This window comes from Thalassospira permensis NBRC 106175, assembly GCF_000714555.1.
In the GTDB taxonomy this organism is placed as follows: domain Bacteria; phylum Pseudomonadota; class Alphaproteobacteria; order Rhodospirillales; family Thalassospiraceae; genus Thalassospira; species Thalassospira xiamenensis.
The window spans coordinates 85,383-107,783 of the sequence record NZ_AUNC01000056.1; the positions used below are offsets into that span (position 1 = coordinate 85,383).

The window sequence follows — 22,401 nt, forward strand, 5'->3', positions numbered from 1 at the left end:
CGCATTCGCAAGATTTGTTTGAATACGATGCTGAAGGAGTAAGCATCATGGCTTCGCACACCCAAAATTCGCCCGCTTCGCAGACTACTGATCAGACGACTGGACAGCCGAAATGGCAGTTCTGGATCGACCGTGGCGGCACATTCACCGATATCGTCGCGCGCAAACCCGATGGCAGCCTTCTGACGCACAAGCTGCTGTCGGAAAACCCGGAACGTTATGCCGATGCCGCCATTCAGGGCATTCGCGAGCTGCTTGACGTTCCGGCGGGCGAGAAAATCCCGGCCGAGAAAATCGAAGCCGTCAAGATGGGCACGACGGTTGCGACCAATGCGCTTCTGGAACGCAAAGGCGACCGCACGGTTCTGGTGACCACGACCGGTTTCCGCGATGCGTTGCGTATTGCCTATCAGAACCGCCCGAAGCTGTTTGATCGCAATATCAAGCTGCCGGAAATGCTTTATGAGCGCGTGATCGAGGCCGATGGCCGCTTTGACGCGCAGGGCGCGGAACTGACAGCCCTTGATCGTGAGAACCTTCGCCGTGACTTGCAGGCCGCCTTTGATGACGGCATCCGGGCATGTGCCATCGTGTTCATGCATGGCTATCGTTATACCGCCCATGAAAATGCAGCCGCCGAAATCGCGCGCGAAATCGGCTTTACCCAGGTTTCGGTCAGCAATCAGGTCAGCCCGTTGATGAAACTGGTATCGCGCGGCGATACCACGGTTGTTGATGCCTATCTGTCGCCGATCCTGCGCCGTTATGTTGATCAGGTTGCGGGCGAGCTTGGCGGTGTGAAGCTGATGTTCATGCAGTCCAATGGCGGGTTGACCGATGCCGCGAAGTTCCAGGGCAAGGATGCGATATTGTCCGGCCCGGCGGGCGGTGTTGTCGGCATGGTGCGGACCGCCGAAATGGATGGCTTTAATCAGGTCATCGGTTTTGATATGGGCGGCACATCGACCGACGTTTCGCATTATGACGGCGAATATGAACGCGATTTCGAAACCCAGGTTGCCGGTGTGCGCATGCGCGCCCCGATGATGAAAATCCATACGGTTGCGGCCGGTGGCGGGTCGATCCTGCATTTCGATGGCGCGCGTTTCCGGGTGGGCCCGGACAGTGCCGGTGCCAATCCCGGACCGGCGGCCTATCGCCGTGGCGGGCCGCTTGCGGTGACCGATATCAATGTCATGCTGGGCAAGGTGCAGCCGGAATTCTTCCCGAATGTGTTTGGCCCCGAAGGCAACGAGCCGCTTGACGCGGATGCGGTCAAGGCGGGCTTTGCCGACATGGCGCTCAAGATCAAGGAAGCCACCGGTCAGGTCAGAACCCCCGAAGAAGTTGCCGAAGGGTTCCTTCGCATCGCGGTTGAAAACATGGCGAACGCGATCAAGCAGATTTCGGTTCAGCGTGGCTATGACGTGACGGATTATGTCCTGCAATGCTTTGGCGGGGCCGGGGGGCAGCATGCCTGCCAGGTGGCCGATACGCTGGGCATGACGCGCGTGTTTGTCCATCCGTTTGCCGGTGTTCTGTCGGCCTATGGCATGGGGCTTGCCGATATCCGGGCAATGCGCGAACAGGCGGTCGAGGCGAAGCTTGAAACGTCTGCCCTTGCCGGGCTTGATGAAAGCCTTGATGCGCTGGCACTTGAGGCGCGTGGCGAGCTGCATGAGCAGGGCATTACCGATGCCAAGATCAGCATGCTTAAAAAGCTGCATCTGCGCTATGACGGCACGGATAATCCGTTGATCGTTGATTTCGGTGATGTTGCCTCGATCAAGGCGCAGTTCGAAGAACAGCACAAGCAGCGTTATGGCTTTGTGATGGATGAAAAGCCGTTGGTGGTCGAAGCCGTCGCGGTCGAGGCGATTGGCGAAACCCAAGGCCTGCCCGATGCCGAAACCGAAGTTGCCAAGGATGGCGTCAGACCCGATCCGCTTGCCACCCGCAAGGTGGTGTTTGATGGCAAATCCGAAGATACGCCGTTCTATAAACGCGAAGATTTGAAACCCGGTGCCACCGTGCGCGGCCCGGCGGTGATTGTCGAGCCGGTCGGCACCACGGTGCTTGATCCGGGCTGGGAGGCCAAGGTCAATGGCCGGGATCACCTTGTGCTTACGCGTGTTGTGCCGCTCAAACGGTCGGAAGCGATTGGCACGCAGGCCGATCCGGTGATGCTTGAGGTGTTCAACAACCTGTTCATGAATATTGCCGAACAGATGGGGGTCACCCTTGCCAACACGTCATACTCGGTCAACATCAAGGAACGGCTTGATTTCTCGTGTGCGCTGTTTGATCAGGAAGGTCTTCTGATTGCCAACGCACCACATATGCCGGTCCATCTTGGATCGATGGGTGAGTCTGTTCGGGCTGTCATGGAAAACAATGCCGGAAAGATGAAATCCGGCGATGTTTATATGCTCAACGATCCCTATAACGGGGGTACGCACCTGCCCGATATTACCTTGATCACGCCGGTGTTTGGTGATGATGGCAAGGAAATCCTGTTCTATGTCGCATCGCGTGGCCACCATGCCGATGTGGGCGGGATCACGCCGGGCTCGATGGCGCCAAATTCCCGTATTCTTGAGGAAGAAGGCGTTCTGATCGACAATTTCAAACTGGTTGATCAGGGCAAATTTGACGAGGCCGGTTTGACCGCGCTTCTGGAAGGCGCGAAATATCCGGCGCGTAACCCGTATCAGAACATCGCCGATCTGCGTGCGCAGATTGCCGCCAATGAAAAGGGCGTGCAGGAACTGCGCAAGATGGTCGATCACTTCGGGCTTGATGTTGTGCATGCCTATATGGGCCATGTGCAGGACAATGCCGAGGAAAGTGTGCGCCGTGTGATTGACGTGCTCAAAGACGGCGAGTTTTCTTATGAAATGGATAATGGCGCGGTGGTGAAAGCCAAGGTCACGATCCATAAGGAAACCCGTTCGGCGACGGTCGATTTCACCGGTACGTCCGATCAGCTTGATAACAACTTCAACGCCCCATCGGCGGTAACAAGGGCGGCGGTTCTTTATGTCTTCAGAACGCTTGTTGATGATGACATTCCGCTGAATGCCGGGTGCCTGAAGCCGGTCAATCTGATCGTGCCGGAAGGCTCGATGCTCAACCCGCGTTATCCGGCCGCCGTGGTTGCCGGAAACGTTGAAACATCGCAGCATGTCACCGATACGCTGTATGCCGCCCTTGGCGTGATGTCGGGTGCGCAGGGCACGATGAACAACTTCACCTGGGGCAATGATACGCACCAGTATTACGAAACCATCTGTGGCGGGACCGGTGCCGGTCCGGATTATGACGGGACGTCGGGTGTGCATTCGCACATGACGAACTCGCGCCTGACCGACCCGGAAGTCCTTGAATGGCGCTTCCCGGTCTTGCTGGAAAGCTTTGGCATCCGCAAAGGGTCCGGCGGGGCCGGCAAACACAAGGGCGGGGACGGCACGGTGCGCCGGGTGCGCTTCCTTGAAGAAATGACCGCATCGATCCTGTCCAACCACCGTCGCGTGCCGGTTCAGGCCGTTGGCGGCGGGGAGCCGGGCAAGCTTGGCCGCAATGCGATTGAACGCACCAACGGCACGGTCGAGGAGCTTAAGGGCACCGACGGTGCCACCATGTATCCCGGTGATGTCTTCATCATCGAGACGCCGGGTGGCGGCGGTTACGGCAAAGCCTGATCATAACACTCAGAGCGACAGGACATTTGGGAACACCCGCCCCTCATTATGGGGTGTTCCCGACAGGATGTTACTTGTCAGACTTGCAGCCGCCGGGAAACCGGCGGTTTTTTTGTCCGCGAAATGCGCCGAAACGTGTTGGTGCAATTGACAACACTCCGCTTTTGTTGGTATAAACACCAACATGAAGGCCGAATTGCTTATGCGCGAGCGTCATCAGCTTGCACCCGACGCATTTGTTGAATTGCGGATCTGGCGGGTGCCGCAATCGGTGCGGGGCTCGGACCATATGTTCAAATATGCGCTGGCTTATGTCGTGGCCCGGGAATGTGTGCTTCGTTATGACAATGAGGCGGGCAAGGGCGACCACAAGCATATCGGTGATGTTGAAACAGCCTATGATTTTTCCAAACCGGCGCAATTGCTGCGTGATTTTTGGGCCGATGTCGATGGATGGAGGTGTCAATGACCACCAAAACCAGTTCCAAAACCAATACCGTTACCCTGTCGGTCGCATCGCGCGAGGACGTGACCAAGCGCGCGCTTGCGGCGTTTGAGGGCACGGCGCAAGGCGCGCATATTTCGTTCGCGTCGGTCGAATTGCTGTGGCAGACCATGACCGCCAAGCGGTGGGAATTGCTTAAGGCGATGACCGGGCAGGGGGCGATGAGCATGCGCGAGGCCGCGCGCCGTGTCGGGCGCGATGTCAAAAGCGTGCATGGCGATGTTCATGCCCTGCTGGATGCCGGTGTTCTGGATCGGGAGGAAAACGGCCAGATCATTTTTCCGTTTGATGCCGTGCATGTCGATTTCACCCTGACGGCGGCGGCATAAGCAGGTAGGATCGGGAACCGCATTCAACACTCCCCGCACCATTGGATGGGATAGATCACTGTGAAGTTTCTGATTTTGAATCAGCGTTATGCGGTTCTGGCCGGTGTGACGCTTTTGACTTTTGCCTCGTTGATCTGTGCCGCCGTGGTCGATGTCTGGTTCTGGGTGCCGGTGGTGATCTTTGGCGCGTTGATGGTGGTTGGCTGGTTTGATTTGCGCCAGACCCGGCATTCGATCCTGCGCAACTATCCGGTCAGCGGGCATATCCGGTTTATCCTTGAAAGTTTCCGCCCGGAAATCCGGCAATATATGATCGAAAGCGATCAGGATGAGGTGCCGTTCAGCCGCCAGTCGCGCGGGCTTGTCTATCAGCGTGCCAAGGGGGTCGAGGACAAGCGCCCGTTTGGTACGATTGAGGATGTGTATGGTTCCGGCTATGCGTGGCTGACCCATTCGGTCACGCCGACCAGCATCACCGATATCGATTTTCGCGTGCGGGTGGGCGGGGCGGCCTGCAAGCAGCCCTATGACGCCAGCCTTTATAACATTTCGGCGATGAGTTTCGGCTCGTTATCGGGCAATGCCATTCTGGCCCTGAACAAGGGGGCGAAAAAGGGCGGCTTTGCCCATGATACCGGCGAGGGCAGCATCAGCCGCTATCACCGCGAAGGTGGCGGGGATCTGATTTATCAGGTGGCGTCGGGTTATTTCGGATGCCGCAATGATGATGGCACTTTTTCCGAGGAACGCTTTGCCGAGACCGCATCCGACCCGCAGGTCAAGATGATCGAGGTGAAGCTGAGCCAGGGGGCCAAGCCAGGCCACGGCGGCATGTTGCCCGCCGCCAAGATCACCCCGGAAATATCCGAGGCACGCGGCATCCCGATGGGGATCGATTGCATATCGCCGGCCGCGCACAGCACGTTTTCCACCCCCGTCGGCCTGATGGAATTCATCGCCAAGCTGCGCGATCTTTCGGGCGGCAAGCCGGTCGGCTTCAAGCTGTGCATCGGGCATCGGCGCGAATTCATGTGCATCGTCAAGGCGATGCTGAAAACCGGTATTCTGCCCGATTTCATCGTGGTCGATGGCAAGGAAGGCGGTACGGGGGCAGCTCCGGTTGAATTTGCCAACCGGGTCGGCATGCCGATGCGCGAAGGGCTGACATTTGTTCATAATGCCCTTCGGGGGGCGGGGGTGCGTGATCAGATCAAGATCGGGGCGGCGGGCAAGATCGTTTCGGCGTTTGATATCGCGCAGACATTGGCGCTGGGGGCCGATTGGTGCAATGCGGCGCGGGGGTATATGTTTGCGCTGGGCTGTATTCAGGCGCAGTCATGCCATACCAACCATTGCCCGGTCGGCATTGCAACCCAGGACCCGCTGCGCCAGCGGGCGTTGAATGTGGGTGACAAAAGCGACCGGGTGGCGCGGTTCCATCACAATACCATGCATGCGCTGGCCGAAATTACCGGGGCGGCGGGCCTGACCGATCCGCGCAATTTCATGCCCTATCACTTCATGGTGCGCCAGAAGGACAACGAGTTTCTGGATGGCAACGAAGCCTATCCCTACCTGCCCGAAGGGTTCCTTGTGTCCGGCGGGCCGGAGATCGAGGGGCTGCATGACTGGTATTCGCGCTGGGACCGGGCATCGGCGGAAACCTTTGCGCCCAAGGAAATCCCGTTCGGGCCGTTCAAACGCCATGCGAATATCGCAGGGGAGCGGGCAGCACAGTAGCACAGTAGGAGGCATTAAGGCAGGAGGCATCCCATGGCCGTCAAACGCATCGTTTCGAACTTTGCCGTCGATGATATCGCAAAGGTCAGGGCGTTTTACGAGGATGTCCTTGGCCTTGATTGCGTGATGGATCACGGCTGGATCGCGACCTTTGCCGCCGAAAGCCAGAATGTCATGCCGCAGGTCAGCTTCGCGACCGAAGGCGGTTCCGGCACCCCGGTGCCCGATCTTTCGATAGAGGTCGATGACCTTGAGGATATGCTGGCGCGCGTGAAGGAAGCCGGGATCGGCATCGAATACGGCCCGGCGGTCGAGCCTTGGGGTGTGAAACGGTTTTATGTTCGCGACCCGGCGGGCAGGCTTTTGAATATTCTGTGTCATGGTTGAATAGGCATTGGTACACCTACTGGCCTTCTTGGTAGATATCGAGCAAAAGCCACTCCGCCTCCTAGGAACCATCCAACGAGGCTGAGCAGGGCAAAGATGATGTGGATCAGCACATCGATGCCTTTGCCGATCTGCAAGATTGCAGGTTTGTTGTTTTGAAGCAGAACAACACCAATCAGGACAAAGAGCATGATGCCGATTTCGTCAGATGCGTCCGCCTCTGTGCCGAAATAGGCCAGTGCACCCATTGAGGCCGCGGCGGCAACCGTGCCGACCTGACTTGCGATGAAGCTTGCCTTGTCGGCGATGGTTTGGGTTTTTTGCCATTCAACCCGCAAGGAACCATGTGCGAACCAGCCCGCGATCCAGAGAACAAACTGCGTCGCCATTCCGGCGATGTTTACATACAGTTCGGAATGGTTGTCCTGTTCGCCGACTGCGGTGGCGTGCCATGTCAGGAAGGCGACGGCAATGGCAATTGCGCCTTCGAGGCTAAGTGCGCTGCTGACCAGAAGCAGCCGGAGCATCAGAAACACATATTTGACGAAATCAGTGCATGACAGGCCATAACCGGGATCGGTGATATCGACTTCGTTGGTTGCGATGTCGATGTTCGGGCCGCCGCTATGCACATGCCGGGCATAGGCATAGAAGGTGGCCTTGATCAGCGACAGAACCTTTGGCCCGGTCGTCATGTCAGGGAACCTGAGATTGTATCCAGCCTGAACCGTTGCAGGCAGGTCAGCAATCATATCCTTCAGGATATTAAGTAAATCGGTGCCGGGATTGTTACCCGTCAGACCAAAGCCATTGGTGTTATTATCGCGTTGCCATTTTGCGATTGCCTTGATCAGGACTTCGGTGTCGGAAATGACGACGTCTGTTCGCTCAACATATGGCATTGCGATCTCCCGGGGAAATAGATGGGTATTGTGCCCTTGGTCAACGGAACTGCGCGGCAAAACCCGCGAGCCACGCCTCGAAACTGCTGGTGTCCACGGCCAGAAGGTCTTCCTTCGATCGGATGATTGTTTTGGGTGGCGGAAGGTAGTTCTGGCCATTTGCAAACAATATCGAGTTCGTGAGGTTTAGCATCGACGCCAAAAGTTTCTGATCGAGTTCGGACTGGACTTTGTCGGTTGCAAAAAGGGCCTTTTGTTCGACAAGGGCCTTGTTGTTTATGAAAGTCTGCCTTTCGCGTCGGAGGCTTGAAAAAAGCTGTTCCAGCGCGTTAAGAGACAGTTCAACCGCCGAGGTGGCCTGTGCCAGCGTTTTTGCTGCCTGTTGGGGGGAAGGCAATGCTTTGCCGTGGGTGGCTGCGGATGCATTGTCGAGTTCCGTCATCTGTGTCGACAGGCTGGCAAGGTTGCTATCGACACGCTTCTGCATGTCTGAAGTGAACAATTTCGTCGCAGAGCTTTTATAGTTGCCAACGATTGTCTGGAATGAGGTCGTCAGGTTCGGCATGACTGCGTATCCGTGAAAAATATCTGCTTTTTCCCAGACGATGGCAGGGCCAGAGTGTGAAAACAGAGAACGAGGCTCAACGTTCTCGTTGCGGGCGTGTTTTACATCAAAAGAAAATTCACCGCAAAGTGATCACTGTCACTGGGATCATCAATCATTGAGGGTAGGGATCGACATGTTCCGTCTGACGCAGTTTGCCGAAGCGGAAGATGTTTTCACTACGTGCAGAGTTTTGGTGAAATGGTGCAAAGTCGAGTTTTATTGTTTCGTGTGGCAGCGATTGTTTGTCTGTCTGTTCTGGTTTCGGCATGTGCCCGACAGAGCGCGCCTGACTTGGACTTAACCGCAGGTCCGATTGCCGAGGTTACGTCAACGCCGGTAAACGTTTTCTGGCAGGGTGAAACCGGACGTCCACATTCGTTGGCGTCCGTGTCGTTCGATTTCAAATGTTATGAAAATTTCGACGATCTGACATTGCAGGAACGTGCCGATTTGTCAGCAGAAAATGCCAAGGTCGTCAAACGCAAAGCGACGCAGTTTCTTGTAAACCAGTATGTGAAAAATGACTGGAAGAGAGATATCGACATGGTGAGTGTTGAGAAATACGGTTGCGAAGCCAGAAACGTCAATTTCAAGGAAGAAACGCGACTTGAGAATGTCGTGAATGCCTTTCTTTTTGTCTACCCGGAAGCCTATGAAGAAGCAAAGAGCTGGTAAGTTTTTGCTTGAAGTTCAAAAAAGCCCACCGGTGACGACCTGCGGGCTTTTGAAGTTGGCTATAACTAGAACATCCAGCTGGTCGGTGAGGGGTGCGATGTTCCCGTGCTCAAGGACGATAGTCCTTTAACCATGCGGATGATGAACCAAACCAACGCGGCAATAAGGATAAACCAGCCAATGATGATCATCGACGTGATGGATCCAATCACGAGGAACAGCATGTAGATCCAGAAAGTTCGAATGAGAAACTGATAATGGGTTTTGGCCCATTCCGGTGCATCGCCCTTTTTGACATAGGCAAAAATCACACCTACGAGCCCTACGAGCGGCATGATGATACCGACAAGATATAAAATGTAGATCAGGCGGATGTTGCCTGTGAAACCTTCATCGTTATTGGTTTCGATGCTTACACTGTTTGCGTCCGTCATAATATTTTTCCGTTGATTGGTTTTGGTACTAACAGGCTGATAAGTCGGAAAATATATTATAAGTGTATTCGAAATCACAAACTTATATTTTAGATTGCTAAAGAAATTTAGAGACATTTTTTAAGTGAAAAAAAAGAGGTGTATTCATTCTTGAGTAAAGCCCCTCTCTTTGTTCAAACCTGCGTGCAATTTTATCCGGTTAATAATCCGGTTGGGTTCTGATTTTTCTATTGCGACGCGGTTCTGCAGATTCGTCGTAATGTTCCGCGCGTGATGTGATAGGGCGGGTTAGCTGATCTCTGGCTTAAGCCGCCCGCTGCATTTCCACGGTCGGGATATCGCGCCCCGGGATCGGGCCGGTGACGAGGAAGCCGAATTTGCGGTAGAACGCCTTGGCGCGTTCGTTGTGCGCGACGACGGAGAGTCTGACGGTCGCATGCGGTTTGCGTTCGGCCAGCGCATCAAGGGCTGCGATCATCAATGCCTTGCCCGCGCCCATCCCATGTGCCGCCGGGTCGACCATGATCCAGTCGATTTCGGGATTGTCATGTATGACAATGACATAGCCCAGCAGGTTGTCGCCCTGGGTTGCGACGATGACGCCGTGATTGTCGCTTGAAAGCGCGTTTTCAAACACACCGGTCGACATATCGACATAGCGGGCAACCGTTGCGGTCGCGGCATCGCCCATGCCTTCGATGAAATAGGTTGAATCGGTAGCGCGTTTGGTAAGGTCGCGGATGAAGGGGAGGTCGTTGGCCGTGCCTTTGCGGATCTGCATTCGTGGCTCGTTGTCTTTTTATTGTTGCGTCTTTTCAGGCGATAGTCGGTGCCCGGAACATGCGGGTTTTCGGGCTGTTGTCACGTTTTGAGTCTGATCCTGACTTTCGTGGGAGGCTCATACCAAAGGTGTGTTTGAATGTCACCACAGCACAGGTTGAACTTTGGGTGAAAGTCGCATTTTTTGAGGTCGCGTGCAGTGATGTGGCACACAAGGGACTGTAAAAAGACGATTTATTTTTTGCGGTTTTTGTCGCGATACATTTCGCGGTCGGCCATATCCATCATTTCTTCGAGGCTTTCCTTGACCGGTTCGAAAAAGACCGAGGCCCCGGCACTTATTTTCGGGGTTTCGTGGATCGGTTTTTTTGATCCCGGTACCGAAATTCTGGTCGTTTGCAGCACATTGCGGATGCGGGTAATGATGGTGGTCAGATCGCCGCGATTGCGCACATAGCCCAGAATGGCAAATTCATCGCCGCCGATCCGCCCGCAGATATCGACCTCGCGTATGGAGGCGGTGATGGCCGCGCCCACGGCCTTGAGTGCGGCATCCCCCGCGGCATGGCCATAATCATCGTTCCAGTGTTTCATGTCATCGAGATCGATAAAGATCAGGCCGATATGATGGTGATAGCGTTTGGCGATGCGGATTTTCTGCTGGGCCAGCATTTCAAACCCGGCGCGGTTGTTAAGTCCGGTCAACGGATCAGATAGCGAGATGCTGCGCATGATCTGGAACTGTTCATAGAGCCGAAGGTCGGCTTCGATCAGGTCGCGGATGGTTTCGATCAGTTTTTGCAGCGTGTCGGAATATTGGGTGGGTTTGCAGTCAAACACGCAGATCGTGCCAAATATCGTGCCGTTCGACCATGTGACCGGCACCCCGAAATAGGAACAGAAGCCGTCCTTGGTCAGTTCCGGGTTATCGGCCCATTCGGATTTGCCGCGCGCATCGGGTTCGTAAAAACTGCCGCCCTGCGCGATGACCTGTCGGCAGAAGATGTTGGTGTCAAGGCCGGTGACGGTGCTGTCGCATCCGGCATAGGGATTGGCGTCATTGGTGCTGGTGATCGCGGCGCGGTAACCCAGCCGGTCATTATATTCGACAATGAAACCGGCACTGGCACCGAGAAGTTCGGTCATGAGATCGACCGCGCGCTGCCACTTTTCAAGTGACGGCGCGATGGCATCATCATCGGCAAGCCAGTCGCGGGTCTTGAACTGCACCATATCCTGACGCCCCCGGTCCCTCCATTTCCCTGACGGTTCCGGTCTTTGCGCCCCAAGCGACGTGACCAGACGTTTCAGGGGTCCGTTCCTTTTATATTTGTCCGTTTCGTGCGGAGAACAAGCTGTCATGTCTGTCATTTATCCCCAAAATCCCCTGAGGGCGCAGCACGAGGATCGCCGCCAGAAGCCCGAAAACCGCCACATCGCGATAGGCCCCGCCGAAATATCCCGACCATAATGTTTCGGTCAAACCGATCAATAACCCGCCCAGCCACGCACCGCGCATCCGGCCAATTCCCCCGAGGATGGCGGCAGTCAGTGCCTTGAACCCGAAAAGCGTACCACTGTGAAAATTAATGACACCATAACGAAGGGCCAGCATTGCACCGGTCAGACCACATAAAAATCCCGCCAGAACAAAGGATTGGGATTCGGTCCGCGAAAGCGACACCCCGCAAAGGGCGGCCCCCAGACGATCCTGGCTTATGGCGCGCCAGTTCCGGCCAAAGGCGGTTTTGCCCATGATCCAGACCAGAACGCCCGCGACCAGAACCGCCCCGCCAATGGCGAGCATATCGAACCCGTGCAGGCGGACGACGAAATGATCACCGCGCAGAAGGGGCACGGAAAACTGCCAGATCGGCGGCAGATTGAAATTGCGTGCTGATATGACAATCCGGATAAATTCCTGAATGACCAGCACACAGCCAAGTGATGCGACAATCATCGCCCGCCCGCCTGCTGCCTTTCGGCCAAGGGGCCCGAACACATTGCGCCATGTCAGGTGACTTAACCCCGATCCGATAAAGGCCGCCATCACGACCGATCCGACCACCATCACCGGGATCAGCCAGCCGACCATGCCTGAAATCCACAGGCTTGTGATGATGGTGCCAAGGGCGGCGGTCATCACCACCTCGCCAAAGGCAAGATTGATCCGCCCGATCAGGCCATAGATCAGGGTAAAGGACAGGGCCAGCAGGCCATAGATCGCGCCGCGTGCAAGGCCGCTTAGCACCAATTGGGTGGCATAGGCCGCAGGCAGGCCGATATCGGGCACATCGGCGCGCAGGCCGTGGCTTTCAGGATCGATGTAGTTTTCAAGGGCGCTGTGCCCGACCCGTTCAATCCAGAATCGTTTCAGCAACACCATATGCGCATCGGACACCGGGCCAAGGCGGGTTGTTTCAATCGCATAAAGGTTGGTGGGGGTATTGGGTTTGGTGGCGTCTTCGAAATGGCAGGTGATGGTGTGCGTTTCGGTGGAGGGCAGCGGGATTTCACCGGGGGCGAGCAACTGATAGCGCAGCGTGATCGCATTGCCGTCAGAGGTTTCGTCAAACCGGGTGACAAGGCGGATCTGTCTGTCTTCATCCTCGATCCCCGGCAGGGCGAGGCGGCAGATATTGAACTGATAGGGATCGCGCGGGGCGCAGGAAGACAGGAGTGCGGCCAGCCATGGCAGCAGCCAGAAGACGCGGTGAAGATGCCTTGAGCCTGATCTGGTGTTCACCGGTTGCTCCAGCTTGCCCTTGATCACCTTATCCTCGTGCGATTTGGCTGTTTTTACAAGTGCTTGGTGTTGATGTGATGGCAGGGGACGAAATTTTGCCCCTTTTGGTTGCGATCAGGGGGCGGTCATGCTGAACTTGATCAATGACGAAGATTTAACCAAAGCCCGAAGATGGAGACGCCCGAATGGCAGACGTGATCGATTACAAAATCCATGGCGAGGAAATGCAACTGGTCGAGATCGAACTTGATCCTGGCGAGGGGGTGCGCGCCGAAGCCGGGGCGATGATGTATATGTCGGACGGCATTGCCATGCAGACCGGTACGGGCGGCGGGATTTTTTCCGGCTTCAAGCGGATGCTGACCGGCGAGGGGTTCTTTATCACCAGTTTCGTGCATGAAGGGTCGGGCAAGGGGCATGTCGCCTTTGCTGCCCCCTATCCGGGCAAGGTGGTGCCGATGAATTTGCCGGAACTGGGCGGCGAGATCATTTGCCAGAAGGACGCGTTTTTGTGTGCGGCGTCGGGCATTGATATCGATATCGCCTTTTCCAAGAAACTTGGTGCCGGTCTTTTCGGCGGCGAGGGTTTTATCCTTCAGCGGCTGCGCGGTGACGGGCTGGCATTTGTTCATGCGGGCGGGACGATCATTCGCAAGGATTTGCAGGCAGGCCAGACATTGCGCGTTGATACCGGGGCATTGGTGGCGATGACGCCATCGATTGATTATTCGATCAAATTCATTGGCGGTTTTACCAATGCGCTTTTCGGCGGGGAGGGGCTTTTTGTCACGACCCTTGAAGGGCCGGGGGTGGTCTGGTTGCAGACATTGCCGTTTGCAAGGCTGGCCGACCGGATTGCCGCAGCCCTGCCGAAGGATCGCAACAAAGGTTAGGCGGCGGTTTGCGCAACCAGTTCGCGCATCCAGCGTAGAAACGCATTGATCTGTTCCTGCCGGTGGGTGTTTGACCGGCAGGACAGGACATATCCCCGGTCCGAGCCCAGCGTGACATCGCCAAGGGTGACAAGCTGCCCGGTTTTAAGGTGCTGCTGCAACAGGGCGGTCCAGCCGAGCGCCACCCCCTGCCCCGACAGGGTGGCCGAGAGGACGAGCAGATAGGTATTGAACCGGTGGCCATAAAGCGGGCCGGTTTCCCGGACCCCGGCGGTGCGCAGCCAGCTTTCCCAGTTAAACCAGCGATGGTCGATTTCATCATCGAGATGGATCAGCGGATAATGGCGCAGATCGGCGATGTTTTTCGGATGGCCGCGGGCCTCAAGCAAGGTGGGGCTGCACACCGGTGTGACCTGTTCGGGGATCAGCATCACGTCTTCGGGGCGGTGATGATCAAACGAGATTTCGATATCGATATTCTGGTCGGCGGTAAAACGCCCGGTCTGGTTGGTGACGACATTGACCTCGATATCGGGGTGGCGGGCGATGAATTCCGGCAGATGCGGCATCAGGATAAAGGAGGCAAAGGCAAAATCGGTGCCGACACTGAGCCGGGCCGAGCGCCTTGTCTTGATGCGTTCCACCGTGCGGTCGATCTGCCCGAATGCGACCGAAATGCAGTCAAACAGTTCCTGCCCGGCACGGGTCAGCGACACGCCGCGATGTTTGCGGCGAAACAGCGGATGACCAAGTTGTTCTTCAAGGGCGGTGATCTGATGGCTTACGGCGGGTTGGCCCACACCCAGTTCGCGCGCGGCCGCGGTGAAGCTTGCGCAGCGGGCGGCGGCTTCGAACGCGATCAGGGCATGCGGCGAGGGGATGTGATGGAATTTCATGATATGAATTATATTGATACCAATGATCGATGCAAGCGGCCTTCACACAGGAATTCCGATAGGCAAGAATTGGCGATATCCATCCATGACGGCGATACCTATCATTTCTGTGAATGCCAAGGGCAGATCGCGGAACTTGCTGTGTGATCCGGCGTTTGGAGCAAGTGCCGGTGGACCAGGTGCGGGTGGATCAACTGCGCGGTGGCGCGGATCGAAAACCAATTATAATAGTCAGGAGAATTTCATGAGTTTTGCGGGACGACGGGGAATGATGGCGGCGGGGGCAACGGCCATTATTCTGGGCGGCATTGCCATGACGGGCGCGGCCCATGCGCAAGAATGCGATACGGTGGTGTTTTCCGATCCGCAATGGACCGATATCACATCGACCAATGCCTTGACCGGTGTGGTTCTTGAAGCACTTGGTTACGAGCAGAAGGTTGAAACCATTTCCGTGCCGGTGACCTTTGAAATGCTTGGTGCCGGGGAAGTGGACGTGTTTCAGGGCAACTGGATGCCCGCCCAGCAGAAATTTGTCGATGCGGCCAATGAAAAGGGCGGCATTGAAAATCTGGGTGTGAACCTGAAGGGGGCGAAATTCACGCTTGCCGTGCCGGAATATGTTGCCGCCGAAGGCATCAAAAGCTTTGCCGATCTGGGCAAGCATGGCGATGAATTCGATCACAAGATTTACGGGATCGAGCCGGGCGCACCGGCCAATCAGCTGATCCAGAAAATGATCGATTCCGGTGATTTCGGTCTTGAGGGCTGGGAACTTGTCGAAAGCAGCGAACAGGCGATGCTGGCACAGGCCAAGCGCCTTGAGCGCGGCAAGGACTGGATCGTGTTCCTGGCATGGGCACCGCATCCGATGAACAACCAGTTTGATCTGACCTATCTTGAAGGCGGGGATGAGTATTTCGGCCCGAATTACGGCGGGGCGGATGTCTATACGCTGGTGCGTGGCGACTTTGCCAAGGCCTGCCCGAATGTCGGCAAGTTGCTTGATAATGTCAGCTTCACCCTTGATATGGAAAACACCATGATGGGGCTGATCATCAATGACGGCATGGCACCCAATGATGCCGCGACCAAGCTTCTGAAAGAAGATCCGTCGGTTCTTGATGCGTGGCTTGAGGGGGTGACCACCAAGGATGGCGGTGACGGACTGGCCGCGGTCAAGGAAGCACTTGGCGTCTGAGACAGGCGGATATCGTGACCGGATTTGCAAAACCGCCCGTGACGTTACGGGCGGTTTTTTGCATTTCGCGGCAAAAGGTAATACCAATTTTGAATGTATCGGATTAGGCTGGGGCCAGATTTTGACCTGCCGGGCATGCGCCCCGTTTGATACCGCGTGATAGCGGCAGGCTGCCACCAAAGACCAAGAGGAACGTCATGTCCCATCGTCAATATGACCGCATTGAAACCCCCGAAAGCCTGATCGCGAGCTTGCGCGATTTGCTGGGGGATCGCCTGTCGACTGCTGCTGCTGTTCTGGAACAGCATGGCAAGGATGAAAGCTGGCACGCGGCGTCCCCACCCGATGCGGTGGTGTTTGCCACCTCGACCGAAGAAGTCGCGAAGGTTGTCAGCCTTTGCGCGCAGTATGAAGTTCCGATCGTGCCGTTTGGCACCGGATCGTCGCTTGAGGGGCATGTCGCGGCCCTTCGCGGCGGGATTTGCATCGATCTTTCGCGGATGGATGCGATCCTTGAGGTCAATAACGAGGATCTTGATTGCCGGGTTCAGGCCGGGGTGACGCGCGAACAGCTTAACGATCATCTGCGCGATACCGGTCTGTTTTTCCCGATTGATCCGGGGGCGAATGCCTCCATCGGCGGCATGACGGCAACCCGCGCATCGGGCACCAATGCGGTGCGCTATGGCACCATGCGCGATAATGTCCTGAACCTGACGGTGGTGACACCGGATGGCAAGATCATCAAGACCGCCAACCGGGCGCGCAAATCATCGGCGGGTTATGACCTGACGCGCCTGTTTGTCGGGTCCGAAGGGACACTTGGCGTGATTACCGAAATCGCCTTGAAGCTGTATGGCATCCCCGAAGCGATGTCGGCAGCCGTTTGCGCCTTCCCAAGCGTTGATGCAGCGGTCGATACCGTGATCCTGACCATTCAGGCCGGTATTCCGGTGGCGCGCATCGAGTTTCTGGACGAGATGCAAATCCGGGCGATCAACAATTATTCCAAGACCGATCACAAGGAAGCGCCGACCCTGTTTTTCGAATTCCATGGCACCGAAGCCGGTGTGAAGGAACAGGCGGAGTTTGTGCAGTCGGTGGCCGAGGAATTCGGGGCGGAGGAATTCCAGTGGGCCACCCGTCAGGAAGACCGCAACAAGCTTTGGGCCGCACGCCACAAGGCCTATTATGCGTCGCTTCAGCTTGAACCGGGCAAGGCCGGGATGCCGACCGATGTTTGCGTGCCGATTTCAAAACTGGCCGAGGCAATCCGCGAAACGCGGGCAGATTGCGATGCCAGCCCGCTGACCTGCACGATTGTCGGCCATGTCGGCGATGGCAATTTCCATACCCTGATCCTGCTGGACCCCGAAGATCCGGCACAGATGGCCGAAGCCAAACGCCTGCATGATCGCATGGTGGAACGTGCGCTTAAACTGGGCGGGACATGTACCGGCGAACATGGCATCGGTTATGGCAAACTTGATTTCATGGAAGCCGAACATGGCCCGGATACGATTGCCCTGATGCGCGCCATCAAAGGCGCCATTGACCCCAAAGGATTGATGAATCCGGGCAAGCTTATTCCGGGGCTTTGAGGTCGTCCGGTCAATCTGTCAGATACATGCAAAACGGGGCCCAAGAGGCTCCGTTTTTTGTGCGGTAATATCGGGTATCGGATCAGAAACGGACGGACATGGACAGCGATCCGAACTGATCGCCCTTGTCCTGGCCTTCGAATTCGGCGGTACGATAGACGTGGGTGTAGGTAAAGCGCGCCTGACCGACAATGACGGCAAAGCCGATTTGCAGATCGCCAACCAGCGGTTCCTTGTCGATGGAATTGCTGTCGCGGAACGTGTTGCCATCAAGGGTGATGTCACGCAGCACCCAGCGACCGGCAGCCCCGGCAAACAGATAGCCGCTGACGGGGAAGCCGCGTGTGTCGGGGACAAAGAAATCCGAACCCGGCAGGCTGGGGCGGATGCGCGGCGGGCCGTAATCGCCCGGCAGGTCAAAGCCCAGCCGGAACATGGTGCCAAGTTCAGCATTGGTATAGGCATTGCCCAGCATGAAACCGGCATGCGGGGTGGCGTCATATTCAAGACCGAGAACATCGCCTTCGAACCAGCTTCTGTATTTGCGTTCATAAGCCAGATTGACGATCGGTTCGTTGTGGATCTGGTTGTCCCAGCCTTTGGGGTCGGGGCTGTCGATCATTTCGTGAACGACTTTCTGGGTATTGTCGGCAAAGGATGCAGGCCCGACAACGCCAAGGGTCAGTTCAAGGGTGTCGATCCGCGAATAGTTGCTGTCGTCGTCGCGTTGCAATCCGGTATCGGACAGAAGCCCGACACTGCCATACAGCAAGCCGGACACCGTTGGTGTAATGCTGGTCCTGATTGTTTTTGGTGAACAGATCGTTTTCAACCGATAGCGACACCCCCCATTTATCATCGGGGGTGCGGGTCGATTGCGGACCGGATGCGGTGTTTTGCTGGGCATGGGCGATGTTTGCCATGGTCAGAACACCAAGGACGGGCAGCGATGCCAGAAGACGTTTCGAAATGGTTTTGGGCGATGTCATCGAATGCTCTGATCATTATTGACGCGCAATTTCCGGACCATGAAATCGATCACGGTTCTGATTTTACGCAGTTTATGACGTTGCGGTGCACATATAGCATAAAGGCCCAGCTCGCGCGGGGCGAAATCATCCAGAAGACTGACAAGCCTGCCATCTTGCAGTAAATCGTCGACAACCAGACGCGGTGTCAGCGTGATGCCGCAACCTTGCAGCAGTGCGTCACGCTTCGCAAGGCTGCTGTTGACATAAAAGCGGCCTTTGACCTGAACGCTGCGTTCATGTTCACCATCAACGAAGGTCCAGAAACCCGGGCGGCTGTCATTGGTGTAAACAAAGCAGTTGTGGTGCAACAGATCCTCTGGCCGGGTTAGCGGGGGTGATTTGGCGATATAGGCGGGGCTTGCGCATAAGACTCTGGAATAGCCGCATAATCGCCGGGCAATAAGGCTTGAATTGGGCAGCGATTCACTGACCCGGAGGGCGATATCAAATCCTTCGTCCACCAGATCGACGACCTTGTCATTGAGTTCAAGTTCGATGGTCAGTTCGGGATAGGCATCGATCATTTCGGCAATCATCGGGGACAGTTGCCGGATGCCAAACGACATCGGGGCGGCGATGCGCACCCGTCCGCGCGGCCCGTCGTTAAGATCGCGCACGGTTTCATCCGCATCGGTCATGTCATCCAGAATGACGGTAATCCGCGCGAGATAGGTTTCGCCCGCCTCGGTCAGGCTCATGCGGCGCGTGGTGCGCGCGATCAGCTGCACGCCAAGCTGATCTTCAAGCGCGTTGATATGCTTGGTCATCGAGCCGGGTGTCATGTTGAGTTCGCGGGCGGCGGCGGCAAATGTGCCACGTTCGGCGATTTTACGAAAACATTCCAGTGCGCGCAGACGGTCCATTCCTGTTCCCCGTATTCCGGTCAAACAACCCTATAATTTCCATACTGGAAATAAACTACGATCAAATAGCGGCAAGATCGACTGGTAATGTTGTGTTAGTTTCACCAAAATTGAAATTGCCTGCGCGCCCCACATATCCGCGCAGGCCCGAGGAAGGATCACGACCATGAGCGCCACCTGGCTCAAACCTGTTTTATTGCTGATTGGTTCCGGAACGATGGGCGGCAGTTCGATCCTGCTGTCAAAGGTTGCGGCACAGGAAGGTATTCCCGCCCTTTCCTATCTGTTCTGGCAGTGCCTTGGTGCCGGATTGATTTTGGCGATATTGTCGGTCGGGCGGGGTGGTTTGCCGCCGTTGCGGGCCAGGTATATCCGGTATTATTTTGTGGCCGGTCTGGTCAGTCTCGCGATCCCGATGGGGCTTGGTTATTTCATGGTGCCCTATATCGGGGCATCGATGGCCGGTGTGTTTACCGCCCTGCCGCCGCTGATGACATACCTGATTTCGATGGGGATCGGGATTGAAACCGCGCAATTCAAGCGCCTGATGGGGTTGATGGTCGGTTTTTGCGGTGTGCTGTTTTTGTATGTGCCGCAGATCAGTGCACCCGATAGCACCCTTCTGGTTTACCTGCTGGTGGCGGCCCTGATCCCGGTCAGTCTGGCGGTTGGCAATGTTTACCGGACCGTGGCATGGCCCGCGGGGGCGTCGCCGCTGACGCTGGCGTCGGGGATGATGCTGGCCAGTGCGATCCTGTGCCTTGGGTTCGAAACCGGACGGGACCAGTTGCATGTGCCCGATTTCGGCAATGGCATGGCGTGGCTGATCATCGGGGTTCAGATGGCGGTCGCCAGCATGATGTATATCTGCCATTTCGAATTGCAGCGCGTGGCAGGCCCGGTATTCCTCAGCCAGATCGGCTATGTCATGGCGCTAACCAGTCTTGCGGGGGGTACGTTGCTTCTGGGGGAAACATTGCGCCCGGAACTGATCGTGACACTGGCTTGTGTGGTGGCGGGGACGTTCCTTGTCCGGCCCGCACGCCCATCGGATCGTCGGGCTTCGGCGACCAGTTAGGGGCTCGATGCCTGCTTTGAGCGCGCCCTTGAGCAAAGAAAACCACCGCCCGTATCGCCGGGCGGTGGTTTGTATTTCGGGGTATCTGGCGGTGGGGCGGATCGTGCCGTTGTGTCCCTATTTACGGGGCGTCATGCCTTCGTTTTCGCCTCTTTCAATTGCCAGTTTGTCGACGCGCGACATCATCGATGGCGCGTCTGACAATTCGGTTTCCTCGGCACATTGATGGCGATCACGAAGCACGGCAAGGTCGAAATCGCGCGGGTCGATATTGAATATTTTGGGTTCAATGATGGTGGTTGCCGTGCGGATCATATGCAGCGTGGTTCCGGTCCGCTTGTAGGAAACGAAAGACAGCCCTTCGAGCATTTCTTCTTCGGTTTCAACATTGTACGAGCCCGCCGGGAAACTGTGATCGAAGCCTTTCAGGTGGAAAGGATGGTGGAAGGCGTATGTTTTCTGGATGGTTCTGATGGTCGTCATGTCATGAGGCTCCATTTGCGGTGGCCCCGGCAAAGACCCTGTCCGATGGTGCGCGGGACATTCGGCGGGGAGGGCAAAATCATTTTACGAGCGCAGCGGATATCCTTCGTCCGGCTCTTTTTTTGGCAAGGGAGCCGGTGTGCTGAACGGACAGCCTTCAAGCGGAAATTCTGATTGTGCCGTGGATATGTGAAGTATCCTGTTCGAAGATGTTTTCATTTCATTTCACATGTTTCATTTTGTTTTGAATATTATTGTACGCTGATCCGGTTATTTTATCGAATGTTCTATTTTTGTTTTTTGATGGATAAATAAACACAGATCAGTGCACGGGTTTCAAATTTGTATAATCATGAAAGAATGAATTTTTTCCGTTTGGATAGGTTCTTTATCTTGGCGGCCACTCGATTGAACGAGGGCATCATGTCGCTTACATTCCTGATACTGATGATTTTGGGATCGATATTTGTCGTGACCATGCCAATCTGGTCTTTTAGCCGCAGGTGGGGCTATTACCCATGTTCGATAATACTTGTGATGATTGTCGTTATTGCGGGCGTATCATTCACAAATGATGTGAAGCTGTTTTTCTAATGTAATGCCAAGATAAAAACTTTGCCGGATACAAACACAGGTTAGTTCTGTGCTTTGGAATTTCGGTTAAAAGTCATCATGAATGCTGAATGTTCAGTTATTCAAATTCGGTTTTTTCAGGGCAATACTTGTCGCCCACAGTCGGACCCCCGATGCTCAAGACAAGTCCCCCTATATTGCCCTCATGAAATCAAGACTTAAGGTCAATGGCTATGAAAGAACAACAGAGTTCAGGGCAGTCCGCTGCCGAGAAAATGAAGACTGTCAAGGCTGCCTGGGACAAGGCACCTTCCGGTCCGAAAAAAGAAGCGGCGTTGAAGCATTATCAGGCTGCCGAAACGGCCCAAAAGGCCAAAAACGATCCTGAATGTATCAAATCGCTCGACGCAGCGACCAAAGCTTTGAACTGAACTTTGATGTCCTACCCCTATTGACATCTTCCATCCCGGCGGTTTCGTCGGGGTGGTTTTTTTCAAACAGGCCATGACGCAACAGCAGGATTTCACCTGAGTACACAGGAGGCTTCCATGAGTGTCCGCACGATCAGCAATGTTTACCGTTTCAAGCATCCGTTCAATTTGACAGGCCGTACACGAAATCTGCCAGCCGGTACATATTGTGTAGAGACATACGAAGAGCTGGCGGAGGGCGATAGTTTCGTCACCTATCAGCCGGTCCTGTCGCTTTTGCATATCAATGGGACGCCGACTTCCGATGCGGCGCGGCTTTCGATCCTGGTCAGTCTTGAAGAACTTGATCTTGCGCTGGTGATGGACGAGATCGCGGAAGAAGAACTGGCCCTTCTTGATGCCGATATTTCCGAACAGGAATTGCATTTGGTGGGCGAAATACACCGTGCAAGCCGGGTTTCATCTGCCAGATCACCCTTTGCGATGGTTATTCGCTGACATCCCGATATCTGCGACCAAGGCATTTTGATCCGATCAACGGGCCG

Annotated in this window: 24 protein-coding genes; 13 read left to right on the forward strand and 11 right to left on the reverse strand. The window is 55.7% G+C overall.

Annotation, left to right across the window (positions count from 1 at the left end; genetic code table 11):
• The first annotated feature begins 47 nt into the window (after window positions 1–47).
• The 5 genes from SMB34_RS18110 (at window position 48) to SMB34_RS18130 (ending at window position 6,662) form a co-directional block, all read left to right on the forward strand.
• Window positions 48–3,701: a hydantoinase B/oxoprolinase family protein gene (locus SMB34_RS18110; protein WP_037992188.1), complete on the forward strand. Its 3,654-nt coding sequence runs from the start codon at window positions 48–50 to the stop codon at window positions 3,699–3,701.
• A gap of 184 nt (window positions 3,702–3,885) precedes the next feature.
• Window positions 3,886–4,170, forward strand: a complete 285-nt coding sequence (locus SMB34_RS18115; RefSeq protein WP_037992189.1) for a toxin-antitoxin system TumE family protein — start codon at window positions 3,886–3,888, stop codon at window positions 4,168–4,170.
• Window positions 4,167–4,535 carry an HVO_A0114 family putative DNA-binding protein gene (locus SMB34_RS18120; protein WP_037992190.1) on the forward strand — a complete coding sequence of 123 codons (369 nt, stop codon included), beginning with the start codon at window positions 4,167–4,169 and terminating at the stop codon, window positions 4,533–4,535. Before SMB34_RS18115 ends, SMB34_RS18120 begins: the two co-directional genes overlap by 4 nt.
• A gap of 60 nt (window positions 4,536–4,595) precedes the next feature.
• The gene (locus tag SMB34_RS18125; RefSeq protein WP_007089709.1) at window positions 4,596–6,275 is read left to right on the forward strand and encodes an FMN-binding glutamate synthase family protein; all 1,680 of its coding nucleotides are present in this window, start codon (window positions 4,596–4,598) and stop codon (window positions 6,273–6,275) included.
• 33 nt (window positions 6,276–6,308) lie between these two features.
• Entirely contained in the window at window positions 6,309–6,662 is a 354-nt protein-coding gene (locus SMB34_RS18130; RefSeq protein ID WP_037992192.1) for a VOC family protein, read from the forward strand.
• Here SMB34_RS18130 and SMB34_RS18135 read toward each other — a convergent pair.
• Together SMB34_RS18135 and SMB34_RS18140 are read right to left on the reverse strand one after the other, a co-directional pair.
• Window positions 6,653–7,564 (reverse strand): hypothetical protein, encoded by a 912-nt coding sequence (locus SMB34_RS18135; protein ID WP_037992194.1) that lies wholly within the window; start codon window positions 7,562–7,564, stop codon window positions 6,653–6,655. The genes SMB34_RS18130 and SMB34_RS18135 overlap by 10 nt on opposite strands.
• 40 nt (window positions 7,565–7,604) lie before the next feature.
• The gene (locus tag SMB34_RS18140; protein ID WP_037992195.1) at window positions 7,605–8,129 is read right to left on the reverse strand and encodes a hypothetical protein; all 525 of its coding nucleotides are present in this window, start codon (window positions 8,127–8,129) and stop codon (window positions 7,605–7,607) included.
• Between the two features lie 333 nt (window positions 8,130–8,462).
• Here SMB34_RS18140 and SMB34_RS18145 point away from each other — a divergent pair, with 333 nt between their 5' ends.
• On the forward strand, window positions 8,463–8,846 hold the full coding sequence (locus tag SMB34_RS18145; protein ID WP_037992196.1) for a hypothetical protein: 384 nt from the start codon (window positions 8,463–8,465) through the stop codon (window positions 8,844–8,846).
• 65 nt (window positions 8,847–8,911) lie between these two features.
• On the opposite strand, the gene SMB34_RS18150 is transcribed toward SMB34_RS18145, so the two are convergent.
• The 4 genes from SMB34_RS18150 to SMB34_RS20790 all read right to left on the reverse strand — a co-directional run bounded on the left by SMB34_RS18150 (window position 8,912) and on the right by SMB34_RS20790 (window position 12,806).
• The gene (locus SMB34_RS18150; RefSeq protein WP_037992274.1) at window positions 8,912–9,280 is read right to left on the reverse strand and encodes a DUF4870 family protein; all 369 of its coding nucleotides are present in this window, start codon (window positions 9,278–9,280) and stop codon (window positions 8,912–8,914) included.
• Window positions 9,281–9,584: 304 nt separating this feature from the next.
• Window positions 9,585–10,061, reverse strand: a complete 477-nt coding sequence (locus SMB34_RS18155; protein ID WP_037992198.1) for a GNAT family N-acetyltransferase — start codon at window positions 10,059–10,061, stop codon at window positions 9,585–9,587.
• A gap of 233 nt (window positions 10,062–10,294) precedes the next feature.
• The gene (locus tag SMB34_RS18160) at window positions 10,295–11,293 is read right to left on the reverse strand and encodes a sensor domain-containing diguanylate cyclase (protein ID WP_037992199.1); all 999 of its coding nucleotides are present in this window, start codon (window positions 11,291–11,293) and stop codon (window positions 10,295–10,297) included.
• 91 nt (window positions 11,294–11,384) lie between these two features.
• The gene (locus SMB34_RS20790; RefSeq protein WP_156962712.1) at window positions 11,385–12,806 is read right to left on the reverse strand and encodes a branched-chain amino acid ABC transporter permease; all 1,422 of its coding nucleotides are present in this window, start codon (window positions 12,804–12,806) and stop codon (window positions 11,385–11,387) included.
• A gap of 185 nt (window positions 12,807–12,991) precedes the next feature.
• On the opposite strand from SMB34_RS20790, the gene SMB34_RS18170 reads away from it, so the two are divergent.
• Window positions 12,992–13,699 carry a TIGR00266 family protein gene (locus SMB34_RS18170; protein WP_037992200.1) on the forward strand — a complete coding sequence of 236 codons (708 nt, stop codon included), beginning with the start codon at window positions 12,992–12,994 and terminating at the stop codon, window positions 13,697–13,699.
• On the opposite strand, the gene SMB34_RS18175 is transcribed toward SMB34_RS18170, so the two are convergent.
• Window positions 13,696–14,595 carry a LysR substrate-binding domain-containing protein gene (locus tag SMB34_RS18175; protein WP_037992202.1) on the reverse strand — a complete coding sequence of 300 codons (900 nt, stop codon included), beginning with the start codon at window positions 14,593–14,595 and terminating at the stop codon, window positions 13,696–13,698. The two genes, SMB34_RS18170 and SMB34_RS18175, sit on opposite strands and share 4 nt — an antisense overlap.
• Window positions 14,596–14,839: 244 nt before the next feature.
• Here SMB34_RS18175 and choX point away from each other — a divergent pair, with 244 nt between their 5' ends.
• Window positions 14,840–15,796: a choline ABC transporter substrate-binding protein gene (gene choX, locus SMB34_RS18180; protein WP_240478870.1), complete on the forward strand. Its 957-nt coding sequence runs from the start codon at window positions 14,840–14,842 to the stop codon at window positions 15,794–15,796.
• Window positions 15,797–15,993: 197 nt separating this feature from the next.
• On the forward strand, window positions 15,994–17,397 hold the full coding sequence (locus SMB34_RS18185; protein ID WP_037992205.1) for an FAD-linked oxidase C-terminal domain-containing protein: 1,404 nt from the start codon (window positions 15,994–15,996) through the stop codon (window positions 17,395–17,397).
• 82 nt (window positions 17,398–17,479) lie between these two features.
• Here the strand turns inward: SMB34_RS18185 and SMB34_RS18190 are convergent, their stop codons facing one another.
• The 3 genes from SMB34_RS18190 to SMB34_RS18195 are packed head-to-tail and all read right to left on the reverse strand — an operon-like array spanning window position 17,480 to window position 19,291.
• The gene (locus SMB34_RS18190; RefSeq protein WP_240478871.1) at window positions 17,480–18,169 is read right to left on the reverse strand and encodes a lipid A deacylase LpxR family protein; all 690 of its coding nucleotides are present in this window, start codon (window positions 18,167–18,169) and stop codon (window positions 17,480–17,482) included.
• Window positions 18,084–18,386 carry a lipid A-modifier LpxR family protein gene (locus tag SMB34_RS21485; protein WP_051682410.1) on the reverse strand — a complete coding sequence of 101 codons (303 nt, stop codon included), beginning with the start codon at window positions 18,384–18,386 and terminating at the stop codon, window positions 18,084–18,086. The genes SMB34_RS18190 and SMB34_RS21485 overlap by 86 nt, the downstream gene beginning before the upstream one ends.
• Window positions 18,383–19,291, reverse strand: coding sequence for a LysR family transcriptional regulator (locus tag SMB34_RS18195; RefSeq protein ID WP_037992206.1), 909 nt, complete (start codon window positions 19,289–19,291; stop codon window positions 18,383–18,385). The genes SMB34_RS21485 and SMB34_RS18195 overlap by 4 nt, the downstream gene beginning before the upstream one ends.
• Window positions 19,292–19,457: 166 nt before the next feature.
• On the opposite strand from SMB34_RS18195, the gene SMB34_RS18200 reads away from it, so the two are divergent.
• Complete coding sequence (locus SMB34_RS18200; protein WP_037992207.1) at window positions 19,458–20,369, forward strand: DMT family transporter; 912 nt, start codon at window positions 19,458–19,460, stop codon at window positions 20,367–20,369.
• A gap of 117 nt (window positions 20,370–20,486) precedes the next feature.
• Here SMB34_RS18200 and SMB34_RS20800 read toward each other — a convergent pair whose 3' ends face one another.
• The gene (locus SMB34_RS20800; RefSeq protein WP_051682411.1) at window positions 20,487–20,852 is read right to left on the reverse strand and encodes a hypothetical protein; all 366 of its coding nucleotides are present in this window, start codon (window positions 20,850–20,852) and stop codon (window positions 20,487–20,489) included.
• 423 nt (window positions 20,853–21,275) lie between these two features.
• On the opposite strand from SMB34_RS20800, the gene SMB34_RS21580 reads away from it, so the two are divergent.
• From SMB34_RS21580 to SMB34_RS18220, 3 genes are all read left to right on the forward strand, one after another.
• Window positions 21,276–21,446 (forward strand): DUF3309 family protein, encoded by a 171-nt coding sequence (locus tag SMB34_RS21580; RefSeq protein WP_167332785.1) that lies wholly within the window; start codon window positions 21,276–21,278, stop codon window positions 21,444–21,446.
• A 212-nt stretch (window positions 21,447–21,658) separates the two neighbouring features.
• The gene (locus SMB34_RS18215) at window positions 21,659–21,856 is read left to right on the forward strand and encodes a hypothetical protein (protein ID WP_007089689.1); all 198 of its coding nucleotides are present in this window, start codon (window positions 21,659–21,661) and stop codon (window positions 21,854–21,856) included.
• Window positions 21,857–21,973: 117 nt separating this feature from the next.
• On the forward strand, window positions 21,974–22,354 hold the full coding sequence (locus SMB34_RS18220) for a hypothetical protein (protein ID WP_007089688.1): 381 nt from the start codon (window positions 21,974–21,976) through the stop codon (window positions 22,352–22,354).
• Window positions 22,355–22,401: the final 47 nt, after the last annotated feature.

Bases quoted from the DNA above. Each gene is read 5' to 3' on its own strand.
- SMB34_RS18110 (WP_037992188.1), top strand. From the start codon at position 48: ATGGCTTCGCACACCCAAAATTCGCCCGCTTCGCAGACTACTGATCAG.
- SMB34_RS18115 (WP_037992189.1), top strand. From the start codon at position 3,886: ATGAAGGCCGAATTGCTTATGCGCGAGCGTCATCAGCTTGCACCCGAC.
- SMB34_RS18120 (WP_037992190.1), top strand. From the start codon at position 4,167: ATGACCACCAAAACCAGTTCCAAAACCAATACCGTTACCCTGTCGGTC.
- SMB34_RS18130 (WP_037992192.1), top strand. From the start codon at position 6,309: ATGGCCGTCAAACGCATCGTTTCGAACTTTGCCGTCGATGATATCGCA.
- SMB34_RS18135 (WP_037992194.1), bottom strand. From the start codon at position 7,564: ATGCCATATGTTGAGCGAACAGACGTCGTCATTTCCGACACCGAAGTC.
- SMB34_RS18140 (WP_037992195.1), bottom strand. From the start codon at position 8,129: ATGCCGAACCTGACGACCTCATTCCAGACAATCGTTGGCAACTATAAA.
- SMB34_RS18150 (WP_037992274.1), bottom strand. From the start codon at position 9,280: ATGACGGACGCAAACAGTGTAAGCATCGAAACCAATAACGATGAAGGT.
- SMB34_RS18155 (WP_037992198.1), bottom strand. From the start codon at position 10,061: ATGCAGATCCGCAAAGGCACGGCCAACGACCTCCCCTTCATCCGCGAC.
- SMB34_RS18160 (WP_037992199.1), bottom strand. From the start codon at position 11,293: ATGGTGCAGTTCAAGACCCGCGACTGGCTTGCCGATGATGATGCCATC.
- SMB34_RS18170 (WP_037992200.1), top strand. From the start codon at position 12,992: ATGGCAGACGTGATCGATTACAAAATCCATGGCGAGGAAATGCAACTG.
- SMB34_RS18175 (WP_037992202.1), bottom strand. From the start codon at position 14,595: ATGAAATTCCATCACATCCCCTCGCCGCATGCCCTGATCGCGTTCGAA.
- choX (WP_240478870.1), top strand. From the start codon at position 14,840: ATGAGTTTTGCGGGACGACGGGGAATGATGGCGGCGGGGGCAACGGCC.
- SMB34_RS18185 (WP_037992205.1), top strand. From the start codon at position 15,994: ATGTCCCATCGTCAATATGACCGCATTGAAACCCCCGAAAGCCTGATC.
- SMB34_RS21485 (WP_051682410.1), bottom strand. From the start codon at position 18,386: ATGACATCGCCCAAAACCATTTCGAAACGTCTTCTGGCATCGCTGCCC.
- SMB34_RS18195 (WP_037992206.1), bottom strand. From the start codon at position 19,291: ATGGACCGTCTGCGCGCACTGGAATGTTTTCGTAAAATCGCCGAACGT.
- SMB34_RS18200 (WP_037992207.1), top strand. From the start codon at position 19,458: ATGAGCGCCACCTGGCTCAAACCTGTTTTATTGCTGATTGGTTCCGGA.
- SMB34_RS20800 (WP_051682411.1), bottom strand. From the start codon at position 20,852: ATGACGACCATCAGAACCATCCAGAAAACATACGCCTTCCACCATCCT.
- SMB34_RS21580 (WP_167332785.1), top strand. From the start codon at position 21,276: ATGTCGCTTACATTCCTGATACTGATGATTTTGGGATCGATATTTGTC.
- SMB34_RS18215 (WP_007089689.1), top strand. From the start codon at position 21,659: ATGAAAGAACAACAGAGTTCAGGGCAGTCCGCTGCCGAGAAAATGAAG.
- SMB34_RS18220 (WP_007089688.1), top strand. From the start codon at position 21,974: ATGAGTGTCCGCACGATCAGCAATGTTTACCGTTTCAAGCATCCGTTC.